Source organism: Maritimimonas sp. 2304DJ26-3, from assembly GCF_056591635.1.
On sequence record NZ_JBWQOK010000001.1, the window covers coordinates 150,230 to 167,127 of the forward strand.

The window sequence follows — 16,898 nt, forward strand, 5'->3', positions numbered from 1 at the left end:
TTACGATCTGCTAAAGAATAAATCTAGTAATGATTTTTTCTTTTTTGCTGATCTAGGGTCGCAAGAACGGCTTTTTAATAAATTATAATCTTGTTTTGAAATTTCTACAAAACCATCCCATAATTTAGATTCTTTTACAAAAAGTCTTACACTAGAAAATGCACCTACGCAAAACTGAACATCTTTTGTAGCTAGAAGCATCCTTGGTGAAACCTTGTAAATTAACGTAGCTTCTTTACCAAACAAAACATATGTTATATCGTTATCATATTTTTTCTTCATCTTTCCACTTTTCAGAATAAAACAACTGAAAAGAGAAAACTCCTATGATAACAAGCAAAAAATAAAGAATCTCTTAAATATTTAGCAAAAAAAAGACAGCTATAAAAGCTGTCTTAAATACATAATAGTATCTTAATTTCTTAAATTGAAGCTACGTGCTTAGTTAATTTAGATTTTAAATTAGCAGCTTTATTCTTATGAATAATATTATTTTTAGCTAATTTATCAATCATAGCAACCACTAATGGCAACTGTGCTTCAGCATCTTTCTTCTTTTCTGCAGCGCGTAAGTTTTTAATAGCATTTCTAGTAGTTTTATGCTGAAACTTATTTCTTAAGCGCTTTGTTTCGCTGTTTCTAATTCTTTTTATTGCTGACTTATGATTTGCCATCTTATTATTTTGTTATTTAAACTGTTGTAGCCCGTAGGGGAATCGAACCCCTGTTACCAGGATGAAAACCTGGCGTCCTAACCCCTAGACGAACGGGCCAATATGTCACTTTAACTTTCTTAAGCGAGTGCAAAAATAAAACAAATTTTATTCTCTGCAAGTACTTTTTAAAAAATTTTAATATGCTTTAGCAAAAAGCACCCTTTTAGTCGATTTTTTACCTGAAAAAACACATACCCCTTCCTCTGGTTTAGCATCTAAAGGTATACAGCGAATTGTTGCTTTTGTTAGATCTTTAATCTTATCTTCCGTTTCTGTTGTACCATCCCAATGAGCAGAAACAAAACCTCCTTTAGTTTCGACTACCTCTTTAAATTCTTCAAAACTATTTACTTCAGTAATATGTGCATCTCTATAACTAAACGCTTTATCATATAAATTTTGCTGGATTTCTTTTAAAAGGCCCTCAATAGTCTCTACTAAACTTTCTTGAACTATAGTTTCTTTAGTTAATGTATCTCTACGAGCCAATTCAACTGTGCCATTCTCTAAATCACGAGGCCCCATAGCAATACGAAGAGGAACACCTTTTAGCTCATATTCAGCAAACTTCCAGCCTGGTTTATGAGTGTCTCGATTATCAAACTTAACCGAAATACCTTTAGCTCTTAATTCAACTATTATTTCTTTTGCTTTAATTGAAATAGCATCTAATTGCTCTTCTCCTTTATAAATAGGAACTATTACTACTTGAATTGGAGCAAGGTTTGGTGGCAATACCAATCCATTATCATCAGAGTGCGTCATTATCAAAGCCCCCATCAATCTAGTTGATACCCCCCAAGATGTTGCCCAAACATACTCTTGTTTTCCTTCTTTAGACGCAAACTTAACATCAAAAGCTTTTGCAAAATTTTGCCCTAAGAAGTGAGAAGTACCCGCTTGCAGAGCTTTCCCATCTTGCATTAGGGCTTCAATTGTATACGTTTCTAAAGCACCCGCAAAACGTTCACTTTCAGTTTTTGTCCCTTTAATAACTGGCACAGCCATAAAGTTCTCAACAAAATCAGCATATACACTTTGCATCTGTTCTGCTTCGGCAATAGCTTCAGCTTTAGTAGCATGAGCTGTATGACCTTCCTGCCAAAGAAATTCTGCAGTACGTAAAAACAGACGCGTACGCATTTCCCAACGCACAACATTTGCCCATTGATTTACTAAAATCGGTAAGTCTCTATACGATTGCACCCATTTTCTATAAGTATCCCAAATAATAGTTTCAGATGTAGGTCTTACAATCAACTCTTCTTCGAGCTTTGCATTTTCATCTACTACTATACCACTACCGTCTTCGGCATTTTTTAATCTATAATGCGTAACAACAGCGCATTCTTTAGCAAAACCATCAACATGACTTGCTTCTTTACTAAAATAAGATTTTGGTATAAAAAGTGGAAAATAAGCGTTCTCATGACCAGTTTCTTTAAACATACGATCTAACTCAGCTTGCATCTTCTCCCAAATTGCAAATCCATATGGTTTTATTACCATACAGCCTCTTACACCAGAGTTCTCTGCAAGATCAGCTTTTACAACCAATTCGTTATACCATTTAGAATAATCTTCGCTTCTTTTCGTTAATTTTTTACCCATATTGTCTGTTTGGCACAAATATTGTGTTAAATATTTCACAAATTAATACGCTGCAAAGCTAATTATAATTTGTAATTTACAATAAGAAAAAGCCATTGGATATGAAAATTAACAATTACACTTCTAGATCACTATTCCTCACCTTAATTGGCCTATTAATACTAAGTTCTACAACTTCTTGTATAGTCTATCGAGATGCCACTACTTCTTCCAACGAAGATGATGGTATTTATGCAAGCAATACTGCAAATACTAGACAAGAAGATGATGCTGTCTATCGTTCTGATGATAATAAGGTAGTAGTTGTAGAAAATGAAAAATCTTCTGTCTATAAAGACTATTTTAAAAGAGGTGCTGAGCATTATGCAAATATTAACGAAAGTGATATTTTTACTGATATTGACTCAATAGGCTATGAAGATGGTTTAGATCAGAGTGGTGATGGAAGCGGTGCTTGGGAACAAACAGATCAAGTAGTTGTTAATTTAAACATAGGTAACAACTGGGGCTGGAATAATTGGGGCTGGAATAACGCATGGATAGGTGCAGGATGGGGATGGTATGACCCTTGGATAAATCGTGGATGGGGCTGGAATAATTGGGGTTACGGCGGATTCTATGATCCTTGGTATGGCGGCTTTGGCGCAGGATGGGGCTGGGCTGGAAGATGGTACAACCCTTATAGATTTAGAGGATGGGGTAATCCTTATTATGGATATGGAAGAGGTTTTTACGGCAATAGATATAATAATTACAATTATGGTAGACGTTATGCCTATAATTCTACCAGAACAGGTAATAGAGCTGCTTTAAGTAGACGCTATAGTACCTCAAGATACAATAGAGGTACTACTTCAAGAAATTCTGTTAACAGAAGATCTACTACAAACAGACGTACTTACGATGCTCGTAGAAGTTCTAGCACAAGAAATAATTCTGGTGTTAGACGTTCTTCACCAATTAGAAGAAACAGTTCAACTATAAGGCGCTCTACAAGCCCAAGTCGTTCTAGTGGTGTAAGAAGAAGTACTTCTACGAGGAGAAACTATTCTTCTGCCTATAGAGTAAGTCCCCAAAGAAGAGCGACAGCAGCAGTTCGCTCTCCTCAAAGATCAAATAGAACAACAAGAAACTATTCTAATAGCACCCAAAGAAGAAGCTATAGCAAGCCTAGAAGTAATTCATCATATAGGCGAAGCTCAAGTTCTTCTAGTAATAGAAGTTATAATAGATCTTCTTCTTCAAGATCATCAGTTAGAAGTACTGCTCCTTCAAGAAGTAGCTCTTCGAGATCAACAAGCCGTTCCTCAAGTTCAAGAAGACGTTAATCGAAAACATTTAATTTAATTATGAAAAAATTACTTTTCCTTTTGGGAGGATTGTTATCCTCTTGGGTAATTAATGCTCAAATTATGAGCCAAACCGATGTTACTTTACTTCTTTCAATGGAAGAAAATAATGGTACTGCAAGATACAATGCCATGGGAGGAGCCTTTGGCGCTTTAGGCGGAGATCTTTCGGCTGGTGATATAAACCCTGCTGGTTTGTCTGTATTCAAAAATTCGCAAGCCACAGCTACTTTTGGATTAAGAAGTACCGACATTGGCGCTTCTTTTGAAGGAAACTCAAATACCTTTGACGATAGTTATTTTAACCTAACCCAAGCAGGAGGCGTTTTGGTGTTTGATGGGAATAATGGATCAAATTGGACAAAATTTGCCTTAGGTGTAAATTATACCTTAGCTAAAGATTTTGAAAACCTTTATAGCGTTGAAGGTAATAGTGGTATTAGTGATATTGAGATTATTGAATTCCCTGGCCTTGGAATTAATTTTTTAGATGATCCATATCTAAACTTTGATGGAGATAATACGAATGATATAATTTACAATAATGTAGATTATCAATTCTTTAGAAATATCACTAATGGTCAAAATGAAAAAATTACTTTTACATTAGCTGCAGAGTATAGTGAAAAATTACATTTAGGGATTTCCATCGTTACTCATAGTATAAATTCTTATCAGCAAACATTATTCGAACATGGTAGTAATGATGGTAGTGGCAACAACTTTGATGCTTCCTACCTACAAGAGTTAAGAACTTTTGGTGAAGGTGTAGGTGCTTCTTTCGGTGTTCTATTAAAGCCAACAGAAATTACTCGATTTGGATTCACATATCAAACACCAACTTGGTATAACTTAACAGATGAGTTCATAGACGATTTAGAAATCTCAGTTAGTAATGATTCTGAATTATTTATAGCTAGAAATGATCTTAGTGCTGCCGATTATAAATTCACAACACCAAGTAGATTTACGGGTAGTTTCGCATACCTTTTTGGTAAAGAAGGGTTAGTTAGTTTTGATTACACTTATAAAGATTATCAAAACATAAAACTTAGACCAACAAGTGATTTTAATGTTGAGAACCAAGAATTATCAGAAATTCTTAAAGGGACATCTCAATTTAAAATTGGGGCTGAGTGGCGTTTAGATAATGTTAGTTTAAGAGGTGGATTCTTCTATGAAGAAAGTCCTTTTGAGGATGCTCTAGACTCTGATAATATTGAAGGATTTTCAGCAGGTATTGGTTTTAAATTTGGAAATACTAAATTAGACCTTGCGTATCAACACACTGAAAATACTGGTGTATATAATTTTGCAAATGCAAATAATTTTCCAGGTGCTGAATTAGATTTTAATAATGATAAGTTCACAGCTACACTTGTAATAGGTTTATAAAATTAGAACATTTTAATTTATACAATTTAGCCTGAGATTTATCTCGGGCTTTTTTATGTTATAACTTATTAATTGATTATTTTTCTCCCTCAAAACTTAATTGATGAATACATTTTCAATTGCTATTCACGGAGGTGCAGGAACCTTAGTAAAAGGGATGATGACTGCCGAACTAGAATTACAATACAAACAAGCTCTGCAGTTAGCTTTAGATACTGGTTATGAAATTTTAAATCAAGGAGGAAATGCTATTGATGCTGTAGAAAAAGCCGTAATTTTTTTAGAAGATTCTCATTTATTCAATGCAGGTAAAGGAAGCGTATTCACAGCAGATGAAACACATGAAATGGATGCTTCAATAATGGATGGTAAATCTCTAAATGCAGGTGCAGTTTCTTTGATTACTGGAATTAAGAATCCTGTTTCTTTAGCAAGAGATGTAATGGAAAAAAGTGATCATGTGTTTTTAGCTGGAGATGGTGCTATGCAATTCGCAAAACTTAATAATTATGCAATTGAAGAACCTAAGTATTTTTATGATGAGTTTCGCCATAAACAATGGTTAGAAATTAAGGATACTGATAATTTTCAATTAGATCATTCAGTAAAAAAAGATTCTAAATTTGGTACGGTTGGTGCTGTGGCTTGTGATCAAAATGGTAATATAGCTGCAGCAACATCAACAGGAGGAATGACGAATAAGCGTTTTGGCCGAGTTGGTGATTCACCAATGATTGGTGCTGGAAATTATGCCAATAATAAAACTTGCGCTATTTCTTGCACTGGAAGCGGTGAGTTTTTTATAAGAGGTGTTGTGGCCTATGATGTTGCATGTTTAATGGAGCATAAATGTATGTCCTTAAAAGAAGCCTCAGAAGAAGTGATTAATAATCGCATTTTAGAAATTAATGGTGATGGTGGCCTTATTGCTGTTGATACTCAGGGTAATATTGCTATGCCATTTAATACTGAAGGTATGTATCGTGGGTGCAAATCTTCTGATGGAAACGAAATAATAGCTATTTACAAGGAATGATAATAAAATCTCTAGGTAATACTGATTTTGAAGACATTGTAAAGTGTTTTTTAGAAGCATTTCAAAATTACTTTGTCAAAATGCCTACAGATCATGATTATTATCGTCAACGTTGGAAGGCTGCAAAAGTTGATTTCAATTTATCTTTTGGTGTATTTGATAATGAGAAATTAGTGGCTTTTATAATTAATGCTATTGATTCGAGAGCTGGGCACACAATTGCGAATAATACAGGAACTGGGGTTATTCCATCACACAGAGGTAAACGGTTGGTTAAGGCGTTATATGATTATGCGATTCCTATTTTAAAAACTAATAGAATCACAAAATGTACTCTAGAAGTTATTGTTGAAAACGAAAAGGCTATAAAAGCTTATACAACCATAGGTTTTAAAAATAAAAGAACTTTAAGATGCTATGTAGGCGAGCTTCAATCAAATCAATCTAATTTAGTAATAAAAGAGATTCTCTTTGAAGACATAGATTGGAATCTGATCCCTAATCAAGAAATGTATTCATGGGATTCTCATCGTCATAGTTTAAAACATGGAAATTCCAAATATTATCAGGTATTCAATGCTAATAATTTGGAATCTTTTTTTGCTTTAAATCCTGATAACGGAACCGTTAATCAACTTGAAGTTATGAAAGATGAAAATAATAATTGGAAACGTTTGTTTTCTGCAATAGCAACAATTTCCAGTCAGGTAAGAATTATAAATGTTGATGAAAGCTTAAAGGATAAAATTCAAGCTATTAAAACTTCTGGATTAAAAAATACGGTTAATCAATATGAGATGGAGTTGCTTCTGCAACTAAATAAAAGGTGCTTCAACAGGTAATACTTTTACCTTTTTCTTTTTAAAATTAAAACGATCTCCATTTGCAAGAATATGAACTCTTAAATTAGTTAAAGACATCGGAGTACCTTCTTTTAATATCTTCTCATTATTATGCTTTACTTTTCTTGGATCGAATACTATTATCATTCCAGAGCCAATTACCTCAACGATATCATTTTTTATAATTAAGCCAGTATCTTCAGCTAATCCGATTCCTATCTTTTTAGGAAACTTAGCTACAGCTTCAGATACTCTACCAAATCGCCCTCTTTGAATAAAATGCGTATCTATAATTAATTCAGGTATCAATCCTATCCCTTTATACATATCAACAGCACCTTTTACAAAAGCCTCAGTAGCACTACCACCAGCAATCATTTCTTCTGCCATTACCATTGCACCCGCACTAGTACCAGCAATCACAAAACCTTCCTCATTATTGTAACGTTCCCTTAAAATTGTATGAATTGAAGTATTTCCAATTTTGTTAGAAATTTTAGATTGATCTCCTCCAGAGAACATAATACAATCGGCATTTTTTACCAGCTCAATTGACTCGGATTTTTCAGAATCCTCTTTTCTTCTTATATCTAATATAGATATATTCTTACAGCCAAGCTTTGTAAAAGCTTCAATATAGTTTTCACCAACCTCAACAGGAATACTTGATGCAGTAGGTATTACAACTATATTGGCATTGATTCCACCAGCCTCTTTAACAACATGAAACAAGATACCTTCGCTAATATAGTCTTGGGTATATTGTTCATTTTCTTCAATTCCTTTGTCTTCATTTCCACCAATCGGAATCAATGTTCCTTTTGCACCTTTTTTGCTCATATTGTAAATTTCCTCGACTCAATCTAATAATGGGCAAAAATAGCCTTATAATTTTATACTAAAAAATGTTATATTTATATTCTGCTTTAAATTCTAACCTACAAAATACCTTAATATGGAAATAAGAAGTATAAATGCCATGAGAGGACCTAATTACTGGTCTGTTCGTCGTCATAAACTAATAGTAATGGTACTCGATTTACAAAAAATGGAAGAGTTCCCTTCAAATAAAGTAAATGGATTTTCTGATCGATTAAAAGCTATGTTTCCTAGCATGTATGAACATCGCTGTTCGGTTGGTGAGCCTGGAGGTTTTTTTCAACGAGTTGATGAAGGTACTTGGATGGGACATATTATTGAACACATTGCTTTAGAAATCCAGACCTTAGCCGGAATGGATACTGGTTTTGGCAGAACCAGAGGATATGGAGAAGAAGGTGTTTATAATGTAGTATTCTCATACATGGAGGAAAAAGTAGGGCGTTATGCTGCTAAAGCTTCGGTTAGAATCTGTGAAGCGTTGATCGCTGGTGAAGAATATGATCTAACTGATGATATTCAAACTATGAGAGAAATTCGTGAAGAAGAGCGCCTTGGACCTAGCACCGGTTCTATAGTCGAAGAAGCGGAAGCTAGAGGAATTCCTTGGATTCGATTAAATAAGTATTCATTATGTCAATTAGGTTACGGTGCTAATCAAAAAAGAATTCAGGCTACGGTAACAAGTGAAACTAGTAATATTGGTGTAGAATTAGCCTGTGATAAAGAAGATACTAAGTATTTATTAGAACAAGCTGAAGTTGAGGTGCCAAAAGGTGATATTATTCGAAGAGAAAGAAGTTTGGAAGAAGCGTGTGATTATGTTGGCTATCCATTAGTTATAAAGCCTATTGATGGTAATCATGGTCGTGGAATTACTGTTGACATTCAAAATTATGATGATGCATTAGTTGCTTTTAGACATGCAAAAGAAAGTTCTAGAAGCGGAGCTATTATTGTTGAGAAATTTATAACTGGTGACGATTATCGATTATTAGTTATCAATAATAAATTGGTAGCTGCCGCAATACGTACACCAGCACATGTAATAGGTGATGGAAAGTCTACAATTCAAGAACTAATCGATGAAGTAAATAAAGATCCTCGTAGAGGCTATGGTCACGAAAAAGTATTGACTCAAATTACAGTAAATGACCTTACAAAAACTATTATTTCATCTCATGGGTATAATTTAGATACAGTAATCAAAAAAGATGAGAAACTTATTTTAAAAGATACTGCAAATTTAAGTACTGGTGGTACAGCCGAAGATGTAACAGATATTGTTCATCCGGCAAATGTATTTATGGCAGAACGCATTTCTAAAATAATTGATCTTGATATTTGCGGAATTGATGTAATGACCACAGATATTAGCAAACCATTATCAGAAACAGGTGGTGCTGTATTAGAGGTAAATGCTGGCCCAGGTTTTAGAATGCACCTAGCTCCAACTGAAGGATTACCTCGTAACGTAGCGGCTCCAGTAATAGATAAGTTATTCCCTCCTGGTTCAACAGGTAGAATACCAATAGTAGCAATCTCTGGCACAAACGGTAAAACTACCACTACTCGATTGATTGCTCACATGGCTAAAATGAAAGGCTATAAAGTTGGTTATACCACAAGTGATGGTGTTTATATTCAAAACCGTTTGTTAATGAAAGGTGATTGTACTGGTCCAGCTAGCGCTGAATTTGTATTGAAAGATCCTACTGTTAATTTTGCCGTTTTAGAAAGTGCTCGAGGCGGGTTGTTACGTGCTGGTTTAGGCTTTAAACATTGCGATATTGGTATTGTTACTAATGTAGCAGCAGATCATTTAGGGTTAAAAGGAATAAATACAATTGAGCAATTGGCCAAAGTAAAAGGTGTTATTCCAGAAACTGTATTACCTGAAGGTACTGCAATATTAAATGCTGATGATGATTTAGTATATGCAATGCGTAAGAATGTAGAGTGTAATGTAGCTTTATTTTCTCTAGACGAAGACAATCCGCGTATTAAAGCTATGCAAAAAAGAGGTGGTCTATCTGCAATATATGAGAATGGGTATATTACTATTTGCCGTGGTGAATGGAAAATGCGTGTAGTTAAAGCTGTTAATGTACCACTTACATTCGGCGGAAAGGCAACCTTTATGATTCAAAATGTTCTACCTGCTGTCTTAATGGGGTATATTAAAGGGTTTACCTTGGAAGATATGAAAGTCTCTTTAGAAACTTTTATTCCTTCAGCCTCACAAACACCGGGCAGATTGAATCTTTTCAAGTTTCAGGACTTCCAAATTTTAGTAGATTATGCACATAATGCAGCAGGCATGCGTGCTTTGAAACAGTTCACAGATAATTTAGATGCTACTGTTAAAGTTGGTATCATAGCTGGTATAGGTGATCGACGTGTAGAAGATAATAATGAAATGGGTAGTATTGCAGCCGAAATGTTTGATGAAGTTATTATCCGTCAAGATAAACGCTTACGCGGAAAAACCGAAGAAGAGTTGATCAAAATGTTGGATGATGGCATTAAAATGAAAGACCCAAATAAAAAGACTACCATTATTCCATCTGAAAGAGAGGCTATTCTTTATGCTGTAAAAAATGCAAAAAAAGGATCTTTAATTATTTTATGCAGTGATGTCATACCTGATGCATTAGATTTGGTTAAAGAACTAAAAGAAAAAGAAGCAAATAAATTGTACGAATTTTCTACAGAGCAAATCCCCAATTTGAATTAATAAAAAAAAGCCGTCATTAATGTAATGACGGCTTTAAATTTCTACTTGATAAAACAAATAGAATATGCTATTTAGTATAACTAAGCTTTACCTAATATTCTAAACATACCTGTTCCGCAAGTTGGGCATTTACCTTTCATTGCTTTTCTACCATTCTTCATGGTAACTTCGTTGGCATCCTTAATGTCTCTTTTAGCTTTACACTTTACGCAATATCCTTCCATAATTTTATAAATATTGATTTTAATTAAACTCCGTTTCCTACAAATATAGGTTTTATGCCACGTGTTCGCAAATAATAGTTATTAACAGAAAAAACACCTTGTGTAAGCACAAAGCATTATTGTTTTTGTAGCTGATTATAAATTTTTACCTTTAAATCAATGAAATTTTATGATTTAGCAAAACAAGAACGAACTGAATTAATCGATAAAATTAACTCATTGATTATCAGTAATATAAAAAATAATGCGTCTAAAAACATTATTAATTATTTTTCTGATGAAGATACCTATATAAGAAAAACAGCATATCAAGCTATAGGTAAATTGTACTTTAGCAAGCGTGAATTAAGAGAGTCAATATTGGTTCAATTAGAAAAATTGTTAAAATCTCAAGATGAGCTAATTAGGCAAACAACGATCAATTCGGCAGGTGAAATAGGTAAATTTCACTTTAAAGAAGTACAAAAATTATTTGATATAGGGTTGTTCGACGAGCATCATAAGGTTAGAAATGCAGTTATTGGCTCATTAAAAAAGGTGGGAGAAAGAAACCCAATACCTTCATTAGAATGGGCAGAAAAATACTTACATCATCCTGATAAAGAAATACGAAGAGAGATTTGTCACGGCATAGAATTAAGAGGAAGAAAATATCCTCAAGATATATTACCAATGCTTAAAGAATTACAGTTTGATGAAACAGCCCGTGTAAAGAATACGCTGATACATGTTTTAGGCCAAATTTCATACAAAAAAGGGTGTTTAGAAACTGTTGTTTCACATTTGAAAAATTGGGACAATAAAGAATTAGTGCAAAAAGCGTTAGATGAAATAGTAGATGTACACCATCGTTACAAAAATTTTGCAATTCTTACACAACAAGAAGCTATTAATTTTATTGATGCAAACTACCGCTAAGTTACTTTACTAAAAACATACCTAAAAAGACAGCTGCAAAACCTAAAGCAAAGCTACCTACGGTATACAAAAAGAAGTTAAAAAAGTCTCCTGTTTTTAAAAACACATGATTTTCGTAAGCAAAGGTCGAAAAAGTGGTAAATCCACCACAAAAACCAGTTGCTAATAATAAAGTTTGACTTTGTGTTAGTGAATCATTTTTAGCAGCTAATCCTAATATAATTCCTATAAAAAGACTACCTAAAACATTTGCTAAAAAAGTACCATAAGGTATGCCTGTAGCTTCACTATTAAAATATTTTGACAATAAAAACCTAGCAATACTACCAAAACCACCTCCAATAAATACCAATAGCAAATGCTTCATATAATATTACAATTTTACCTTATCGATATCATTGGCATTCCACTTTCCAGTAATCGTACCTTTATTTATAGTAACAATTCCTGGATTAGCACGTATTACCGTTTTTATAGCAGTTTCGTCACAAAATAATTGATCAAAATCAAAATTATATTCTTTTTTAATCTGATCAAAATCTTCTTTTGTAGATGCAGTAAAGCCATAGACATCGTAACCTTGTTGCATGGCCTCAGTGGTAATTTCCTTTACATTTTTTAATCCCTTGGCGTCAGATTTTGCAAGGTTATACATAACAACTAGCATTAGTTTCTCTTTCTGCATTAGTTGGTCAGTTAGGTCTTCACCATCCTTTTCCATAGTAAAATCATGAATTGGTGGTTCGTAACCCTTTTCAATTAATGTAGTTTTTCTATCGACAAAAGTTGCTCCTTCTATTTCCCAAGGTTTTTCTTCTGTAGAGAATTCTTTATCCTCTCCGTTTACGTTATAAATCCAAACATCTTTATATACGTCTTTCTTAGCATCTTCAGGCATAATCATTCCTTGAGGTATATTCTTTCCAACTGAATAAGCTCTAAAATCTATAATGGGTAAATGTGTTAAAACGTAATAGGTAATAAACAGAAAAACAAACAGTGATCCATAAGTAATTCCTTTTGTAAGTTTTTTACTAAAAAAAGGTTTAATTAAATCAACCTTTAACACCAAGAAAGCAATCAGTACAATTAACAGGATATTCTTATAAAATGTTTCCCAAGGTGTTAAGGTAAGTGCATCGCCAAAACAACCACAATCTGTCACCTTATTATAATAAGCAGAATACCATGTAAGAAATAAAAATACAAGTGTAAGAATTAATAAACTCCAAACAGTAAACTTAGGTTTAAAACCTATAAGTAACATTACACCGAGAAGAATTTCAGCAATGATTAGTATAATGGAAAACGGTAAAGCATACGGAATTAAGAATTCTAAATTTAAGACATCAGCTCCAAAATATTCTTCGAACTTATATTGTGAACCCAATGGATCAACCAATTTTACAAACCCCGAAAAAATAAATGTAGCAGCTACAAAAATTCGTGCAATTAGAACTAAAATTTTCATATTAATCTTCGTTTTCGTTCATTAAAATCAAAGCAAAAACAGCATAATTTATCATGTCTTGGTAATTAGCATCGATTCCTTCAGAAACAATGGTTTTACCTTTATTATCTTCAATTTGCTTAACACGTAATAGTTTTTGTAAAATCAAATCAGTCAATGAACTGATGCGCATATCTCGCCAAGCTTCACCATAATCATGATTTTTATCTTCCATCAAAGATTTAGTTATTTTAATATGCTTGTCGTATAATTCAGTAGCTTTTTTCACATTCAAATCTGGTTGCTCTACAACCCCCTTCTCTAATTGAATTAATGCCATCACAGAATAATTAATAATACCAATAAATTCTGGCTCTTCATCTTCATCTACCCTCCTTGAAGTATTCTCCTGTAACTGTCTTATTCTTTGAGCTTTTATAAAAATCTGATCTGTAAGTGACGGCAATCTTAATATACGCCAAGCACTTCCATAATCTGTCATTTTATTCACAAAAAGTGCTCTACATTTTTCAATCACTTTATCATATTGCTCAGTAGTTTTCTGCATCTAATCAACTTTAAATTACCGAACGAATTTATAAAAAACAAACCATATATTCTTGCGCAAATATGTATTTTTACAAGACTTACAAATTCAAGTTTAGAATGAAAAAAATTGCAGTTTTTTGTGGTTCAAGTTTAGGCTTTTCAAGTATTTATAAAGAAATAGCCATAAATGTTGGTCAATATTTTGCCAAAGAGTCAATAGATTTAGTTTATGGCGGAGGAAAGATAGGAATGATGGGAGCTCTTTCGAATACTATTATCGAAAACGGCGGAAAAGTTTATGGAATTATTCCCGATTTATTACGTCACGAAGAAGTAGCTCATGATAATATAACCGAAATGATTGTGACGAAAACCATGAGCGAACGTAAAATAATTATGAGTAAAATGGTTGATGGTTATATTACTTTAGCAGGAGGGTTTGGAACGCTTGATGAACTATTTGAAGTTCTGACATTAGCTCAACTGTCTATAGAAAATAAACCTATAGGTTTACTAAATACCAATAACTTTTTTGACCATATAATAAAGCAATTAGATATTATGGTAAGAGAAGGGTTTCTAAAACAAACAAATAGAGACATGCTTCTAGTAAGTAATTCTATTGAAGATTTAGTAGAAAAAATGGAAAATTATAAAGCACCTAAAATTTCTAAGATAATTAATACCGTAGCTAGCAAATAAAAAAGGCTACTTTTCAGTAGCCTTTAACAATTATATGTCGCTAAACATTTATAATACTCTCATGAAGAAAAGAGAGATATACAAATATATAAAATTTAGAATTACAAATGTTAATTTTTATCAAAAATTTAACGAATGTCACTGACTATCAACTGTAAAGGACGACTTATTGACCTCTCTTCACCTAAAGTAATGGGTATTTTAAATATTACACCAGATTCTTTTTACGACGGGGGTAGGTATAACAACAATGATAGTATTCTTCATCAAACTGAAAAAATGCTACATGAGGGCGCTACTTTTATTGATATTGGAGCTTATTCATCTAGACCAAATGCAAAACATATAAATGAAGATGAAGAACTCAATCGAATAATACCTGCTATTGAATTATTGATTAAAGAATTTCCTGAAATTCTAATTTCTATTGATACCTTCAGAAGTCTTGTTGCCAAAGGTTGTATTGAAGCTGGTGCTAGTATTATCAACGATATCTCAGCAGGCACCTTAGATAGTAACATATTCAAAACAGTGGCCAAATTACAGGTGCCATATATTATAATGCATATGCAAGGCACTCCTCAAAATATGCAACAAAATCCTGAATACAAAGATATTACTCATGATTTAATCTATTACTTTTCAGAAAAAATAAACGAATTAAGAGATCTAAAAGTAAATGATATAATGATTGATGTCGGTTTTGGCTTTGGTAAAACTATTGAACACAATTTTAAATTACTTAATAATTTAGATTTATTTAAAACTTTAGAGGTACCAATCTTAACTGGTGTTTCTAGAAAATCGATGCTCTATAAAGTATTAGAAACAAATCCGGAAAACGCCTTAAACGCCACCACTTCAGCAAATACTATTGCACTTTTAAACGGAACAAATATTTTACGAGTTCATGATGTAAAAGAAGCAGTTGAGTCAATTAAAATTGTCGAAGCTACGCTTAGATAAATCACTCGGCATTATTTTTGAAGATTATATATCTCATCTTAACTTTTATATTATGAGTAATTATCCATCTCCAGAAATCAATGCCGGTTCTATGGCAGACATCGCATTTTTATTATTGATCTTTTTCCTAGTAACAACAACTATGGACAACGATATAGGAATCTTTAAAAGACTTCCTGAAAAAGAAACTAGCAAAGATATAGTTGATATTAACGAGCGTAATGTCTTAGAAATTTCGCTTAACCCAAATAATGAAATTTTAGTTGAAAACTTTCAAAAAGTAGAGCTTAAAGAATTAAAACAAATTGTAATAGATTTTATAGATAATGGTTCAAGAATAGATATTAATGGAAACTCTTGCGATTATTGTAATGGAAAAAAAGATATAAATTCTTCTGACCATCCAACGAAAGCAATTATTGAATTAGAATCTAGTAGAAATACATCCTATGGAACATATGTCTCTGTTCAAAATGAAATAAATGCTGCATATAATGAACTTAGAAATAAACTATCTCTTTCTTTATATGAAAAAACCTTTATTGAGCTAGAAAATTCATCTAAAAAAGATAAGGAAAATGAGGTTTCAAAATCTCAAATTGAAGATATTAGACAAAAATACCCTCAATTAATTTCTGAAAAAGAGCCTGATGAATAGTCTTAATAAGTGGTCAATAAGTATAGAAATTGGTGCTTGTAAATAACTAGAATTTATTAGTACATTTACAAAAACCAAACGCTTGGACGCACTTGATTTTTTAAATTTTCGTATTTTAGATATCGTCGATATCATTTTAGTTGCATTACTCCTCTACTATGTTTATAAGCTTATTAGAGGTACCGTTGCAATTAATATTTTCCTAGGAATTGCTATCATTTATTTAATTTGGAAACTTACTGAAGTTCTAAAAATGGAACTTTTAAGCGACATTTTAGGAAAGTTTTTGGGTGTTGGTTTTATAGCAATGATTATTGTTTTTCAACAGGAAATTCGCAAATTCTTGTTAATGGTAGGCTCTACCAATTTTGCGTCACGTAAAGGATTTATGAAACAGCTCAAATTTCTTAAATCTGATGATTTTGTAATTACTGATGTAGAAAAAATTGTACGTTCTTGTGAAGACATGGCTAATAGCTATACGGGTGCTTTAATCATTATTGAACGTAATAGTAATCTCGAATTTGTGAAGCAGTCTGGTGATAAAATGAATGCCGAACTTAACAAGCCTTTATTAAAAAGTATTTTTTATAAGAACAGCCCGCTACATGACGGCGCTATTATTATAGAAGATAATATTATTACTGCTACGCGTGTTGTTTTACCGATCGATAACACATTAGATATTCCTGCTCGTTTCGGTTTACGCCATAGAGCAGCTTTAAGCATTACCATGAGAACCGATGCTTTGGCCTTGGTAGTATCTGAAGAAACTGGTCAAATTTCTTATATAAAAAACGGAGAATTTATTCTTTTTGAAAATCCAGAAAAGTTGATCGAAATCATCAAGAATGATTTAGAGTAGA

General features: G+C 32.8%; 18 protein-coding genes and 1 tRNA gene. 10 read left to right on the forward strand and 9 right to left on the reverse strand.

The window, feature by feature from the left end:
- The 4 genes from AC1EUV_RS00710 to proS all read right to left on the reverse strand — a co-directional run bounded on the left by AC1EUV_RS00710 (nucleotide 1) and on the right by proS (nucleotide 2,327).
- Nucleotides 1-282, reverse strand: coding sequence for a hypothetical protein (locus tag AC1EUV_RS00710; RefSeq protein ID WP_480196735.1), 282 nt, complete (start codon nucleotides 280-282; stop codon nucleotides 1-3).
- A 140-nt stretch (nucleotides 283-422) separates the two neighbouring features.
- Nucleotides 423-674 (reverse strand): 30S ribosomal protein S20, encoded by a 252-nt coding sequence (rpsT, locus tag AC1EUV_RS00715; RefSeq protein WP_480196736.1) that lies wholly within the window; start codon nucleotides 672-674, stop codon nucleotides 423-425.
- A gap of 27 nt (nucleotides 675-701) precedes the next feature.
- A tRNA-Glu gene (locus AC1EUV_RS00720) sits at nucleotides 702-773 on the reverse strand.
- 78 nt (nucleotides 774-851) lie between these two features.
- Complete coding sequence (gene proS / locus AC1EUV_RS00725; RefSeq protein WP_480196737.1) at nucleotides 852-2,327, reverse strand: proline--tRNA ligase; 1,476 nt, start codon at nucleotides 2,325-2,327, stop codon at nucleotides 852-854.
- A 101-nt stretch (nucleotides 2,328-2,428) separates the two neighbouring features.
- On the opposite strand from proS, the gene AC1EUV_RS00730 reads away from it, so the two are divergent.
- The 4 genes from AC1EUV_RS00730 to AC1EUV_RS00745 all read left to right on the forward strand — a co-directional run bounded on the left by AC1EUV_RS00730 (nucleotide 2,429) and on the right by AC1EUV_RS00745 (nucleotide 6,949).
- The gene (locus tag AC1EUV_RS00730; protein WP_480196738.1) at nucleotides 2,429-3,655 is read left to right on the forward strand and encodes a hypothetical protein; all 1,227 of its coding nucleotides are present in this window, start codon (nucleotides 2,429-2,431) and stop codon (nucleotides 3,653-3,655) included.
- Nucleotides 3,656-3,676: 21 nt separating this feature from the next.
- Nucleotides 3,677-5,071 (forward strand): OmpP1/FadL family transporter, encoded by a 1,395-nt coding sequence (locus tag AC1EUV_RS00735; RefSeq protein ID WP_480196739.1) that lies wholly within the window; start codon nucleotides 3,677-3,679, stop codon nucleotides 5,069-5,071.
- A 103-nt stretch (nucleotides 5,072-5,174) separates the two neighbouring features.
- Entirely contained in the window at nucleotides 5,175-6,107 is a 933-nt protein-coding gene (locus AC1EUV_RS00740; RefSeq protein WP_480196740.1) for an isoaspartyl peptidase/L-asparaginase family protein, read from the forward strand.
- Nucleotides 6,104-6,949, forward strand: a complete 846-nt coding sequence (locus AC1EUV_RS00745; RefSeq protein ID WP_480196741.1) for a GNAT family N-acetyltransferase — start codon at nucleotides 6,104-6,106, stop codon at nucleotides 6,947-6,949. The genes AC1EUV_RS00740 and AC1EUV_RS00745 overlap by 4 nt, the downstream gene beginning before the upstream one ends.
- Here the strand turns inward: AC1EUV_RS00745 and AC1EUV_RS00750 are convergent.
- Complete coding sequence (locus tag AC1EUV_RS00750) at nucleotides 6,923-7,789, reverse strand: cyanophycinase (RefSeq protein WP_480196742.1); 867 nt, start codon at nucleotides 7,787-7,789, stop codon at nucleotides 6,923-6,925. The two genes, AC1EUV_RS00745 and AC1EUV_RS00750, sit on opposite strands and share 27 nt — an antisense overlap.
- A 115-nt stretch (nucleotides 7,790-7,904) precedes the next feature.
- Between AC1EUV_RS00750 and cphA the strand changes: the two genes are divergently transcribed.
- Complete coding sequence (gene cphA / locus AC1EUV_RS00755) at nucleotides 7,905-10,565, forward strand: cyanophycin synthetase (RefSeq protein WP_480196743.1); 2,661 nt, start codon at nucleotides 7,905-7,907, stop codon at nucleotides 10,563-10,565.
- 80 nt (nucleotides 10,566-10,645) lie between these two features.
- Here cphA and AC1EUV_RS00760 read toward each other — a convergent pair whose 3' ends face one another.
- Nucleotides 10,646-10,789 carry a DUF5679 domain-containing protein gene (locus AC1EUV_RS00760; RefSeq protein WP_480196744.1) on the reverse strand — a complete coding sequence of 48 codons (144 nt, stop codon included), beginning with the start codon at nucleotides 10,787-10,789 and terminating at the stop codon, nucleotides 10,646-10,648.
- 159 nt (nucleotides 10,790-10,948) lie between these two features.
- Here AC1EUV_RS00760 and AC1EUV_RS00765 point away from each other — a divergent pair, with 159 nt between their 5' ends.
- A complete protein-coding gene (locus AC1EUV_RS00765) occupies nucleotides 10,949-11,707 on the forward strand; it encodes a HEAT repeat domain-containing protein (RefSeq protein ID WP_480196745.1) in 759 nt (252 codons plus the stop codon).
- A gap of 1 nt (nucleotide 11,708) precedes the next feature.
- On the opposite strand, the gene crcB is transcribed toward AC1EUV_RS00765, so the two are convergent.
- Genes crcB through AC1EUV_RS00780 form a run of 3 tightly spaced genes read right to left on the reverse strand, consistent with a single transcriptional unit; the run spans nucleotide 11,709 to nucleotide 13,725 of the window.
- The gene (crcB, locus tag AC1EUV_RS00770; RefSeq protein ID WP_480196746.1) at nucleotides 11,709-12,074 is read right to left on the reverse strand and encodes a fluoride efflux transporter CrcB; all 366 of its coding nucleotides are present in this window, start codon (nucleotides 12,072-12,074) and stop codon (nucleotides 11,709-11,711) included.
- A gap of 6 nt (nucleotides 12,075-12,080) precedes the next feature.
- Nucleotides 12,081-13,178: a BT_3928 family protein gene (locus tag AC1EUV_RS00775; RefSeq protein ID WP_480196747.1), complete on the reverse strand. Its 1,098-nt coding sequence runs from the start codon at nucleotides 13,176-13,178 to the stop codon at nucleotides 12,081-12,083.
- A 1-nt stretch (nucleotide 13,179) separates the two neighbouring features.
- A complete protein-coding gene (locus AC1EUV_RS00780; protein WP_480196748.1) occupies nucleotides 13,180-13,725 on the reverse strand; it encodes a DUF1599 domain-containing protein in 546 nt (181 codons plus the stop codon).
- 98 nt (nucleotides 13,726-13,823) lie between these two features.
- Here AC1EUV_RS00780 and AC1EUV_RS00785 point away from each other — a divergent pair, with 98 nt between their 5' ends.
- The 4 genes from AC1EUV_RS00785 (at nucleotide 13,824) to AC1EUV_RS00800 (ending at nucleotide 16,897) form a co-directional block, all read left to right on the forward strand.
- Nucleotides 13,824-14,408: an LOG family protein gene (locus AC1EUV_RS00785; protein WP_480196749.1), complete on the forward strand. Its 585-nt coding sequence runs from the start codon at nucleotides 13,824-13,826 to the stop codon at nucleotides 14,406-14,408.
- A gap of 141 nt (nucleotides 14,409-14,549) precedes the next feature.
- Entirely contained in the window at nucleotides 14,550-15,374 is an 825-nt protein-coding gene (gene folP, locus AC1EUV_RS00790) for a dihydropteroate synthase (protein ID WP_480197536.1), read from the forward strand.
- Between the two features lie 52 nt (nucleotides 15,375-15,426).
- Nucleotides 15,427-16,032 (forward strand): ExbD/TolR family protein, encoded by a 606-nt coding sequence (locus AC1EUV_RS00795; RefSeq protein ID WP_480196750.1) that lies wholly within the window; start codon nucleotides 15,427-15,429, stop codon nucleotides 16,030-16,032.
- An 82-nt stretch (nucleotides 16,033-16,114) separates the two neighbouring features.
- Nucleotides 16,115-16,897 (forward strand): diadenylate cyclase, encoded by a 783-nt coding sequence (locus tag AC1EUV_RS00800; RefSeq protein ID WP_480196751.1) that lies wholly within the window; start codon nucleotides 16,115-16,117, stop codon nucleotides 16,895-16,897.
- Nucleotide 16,898 lies beyond the last annotated feature (1 nt).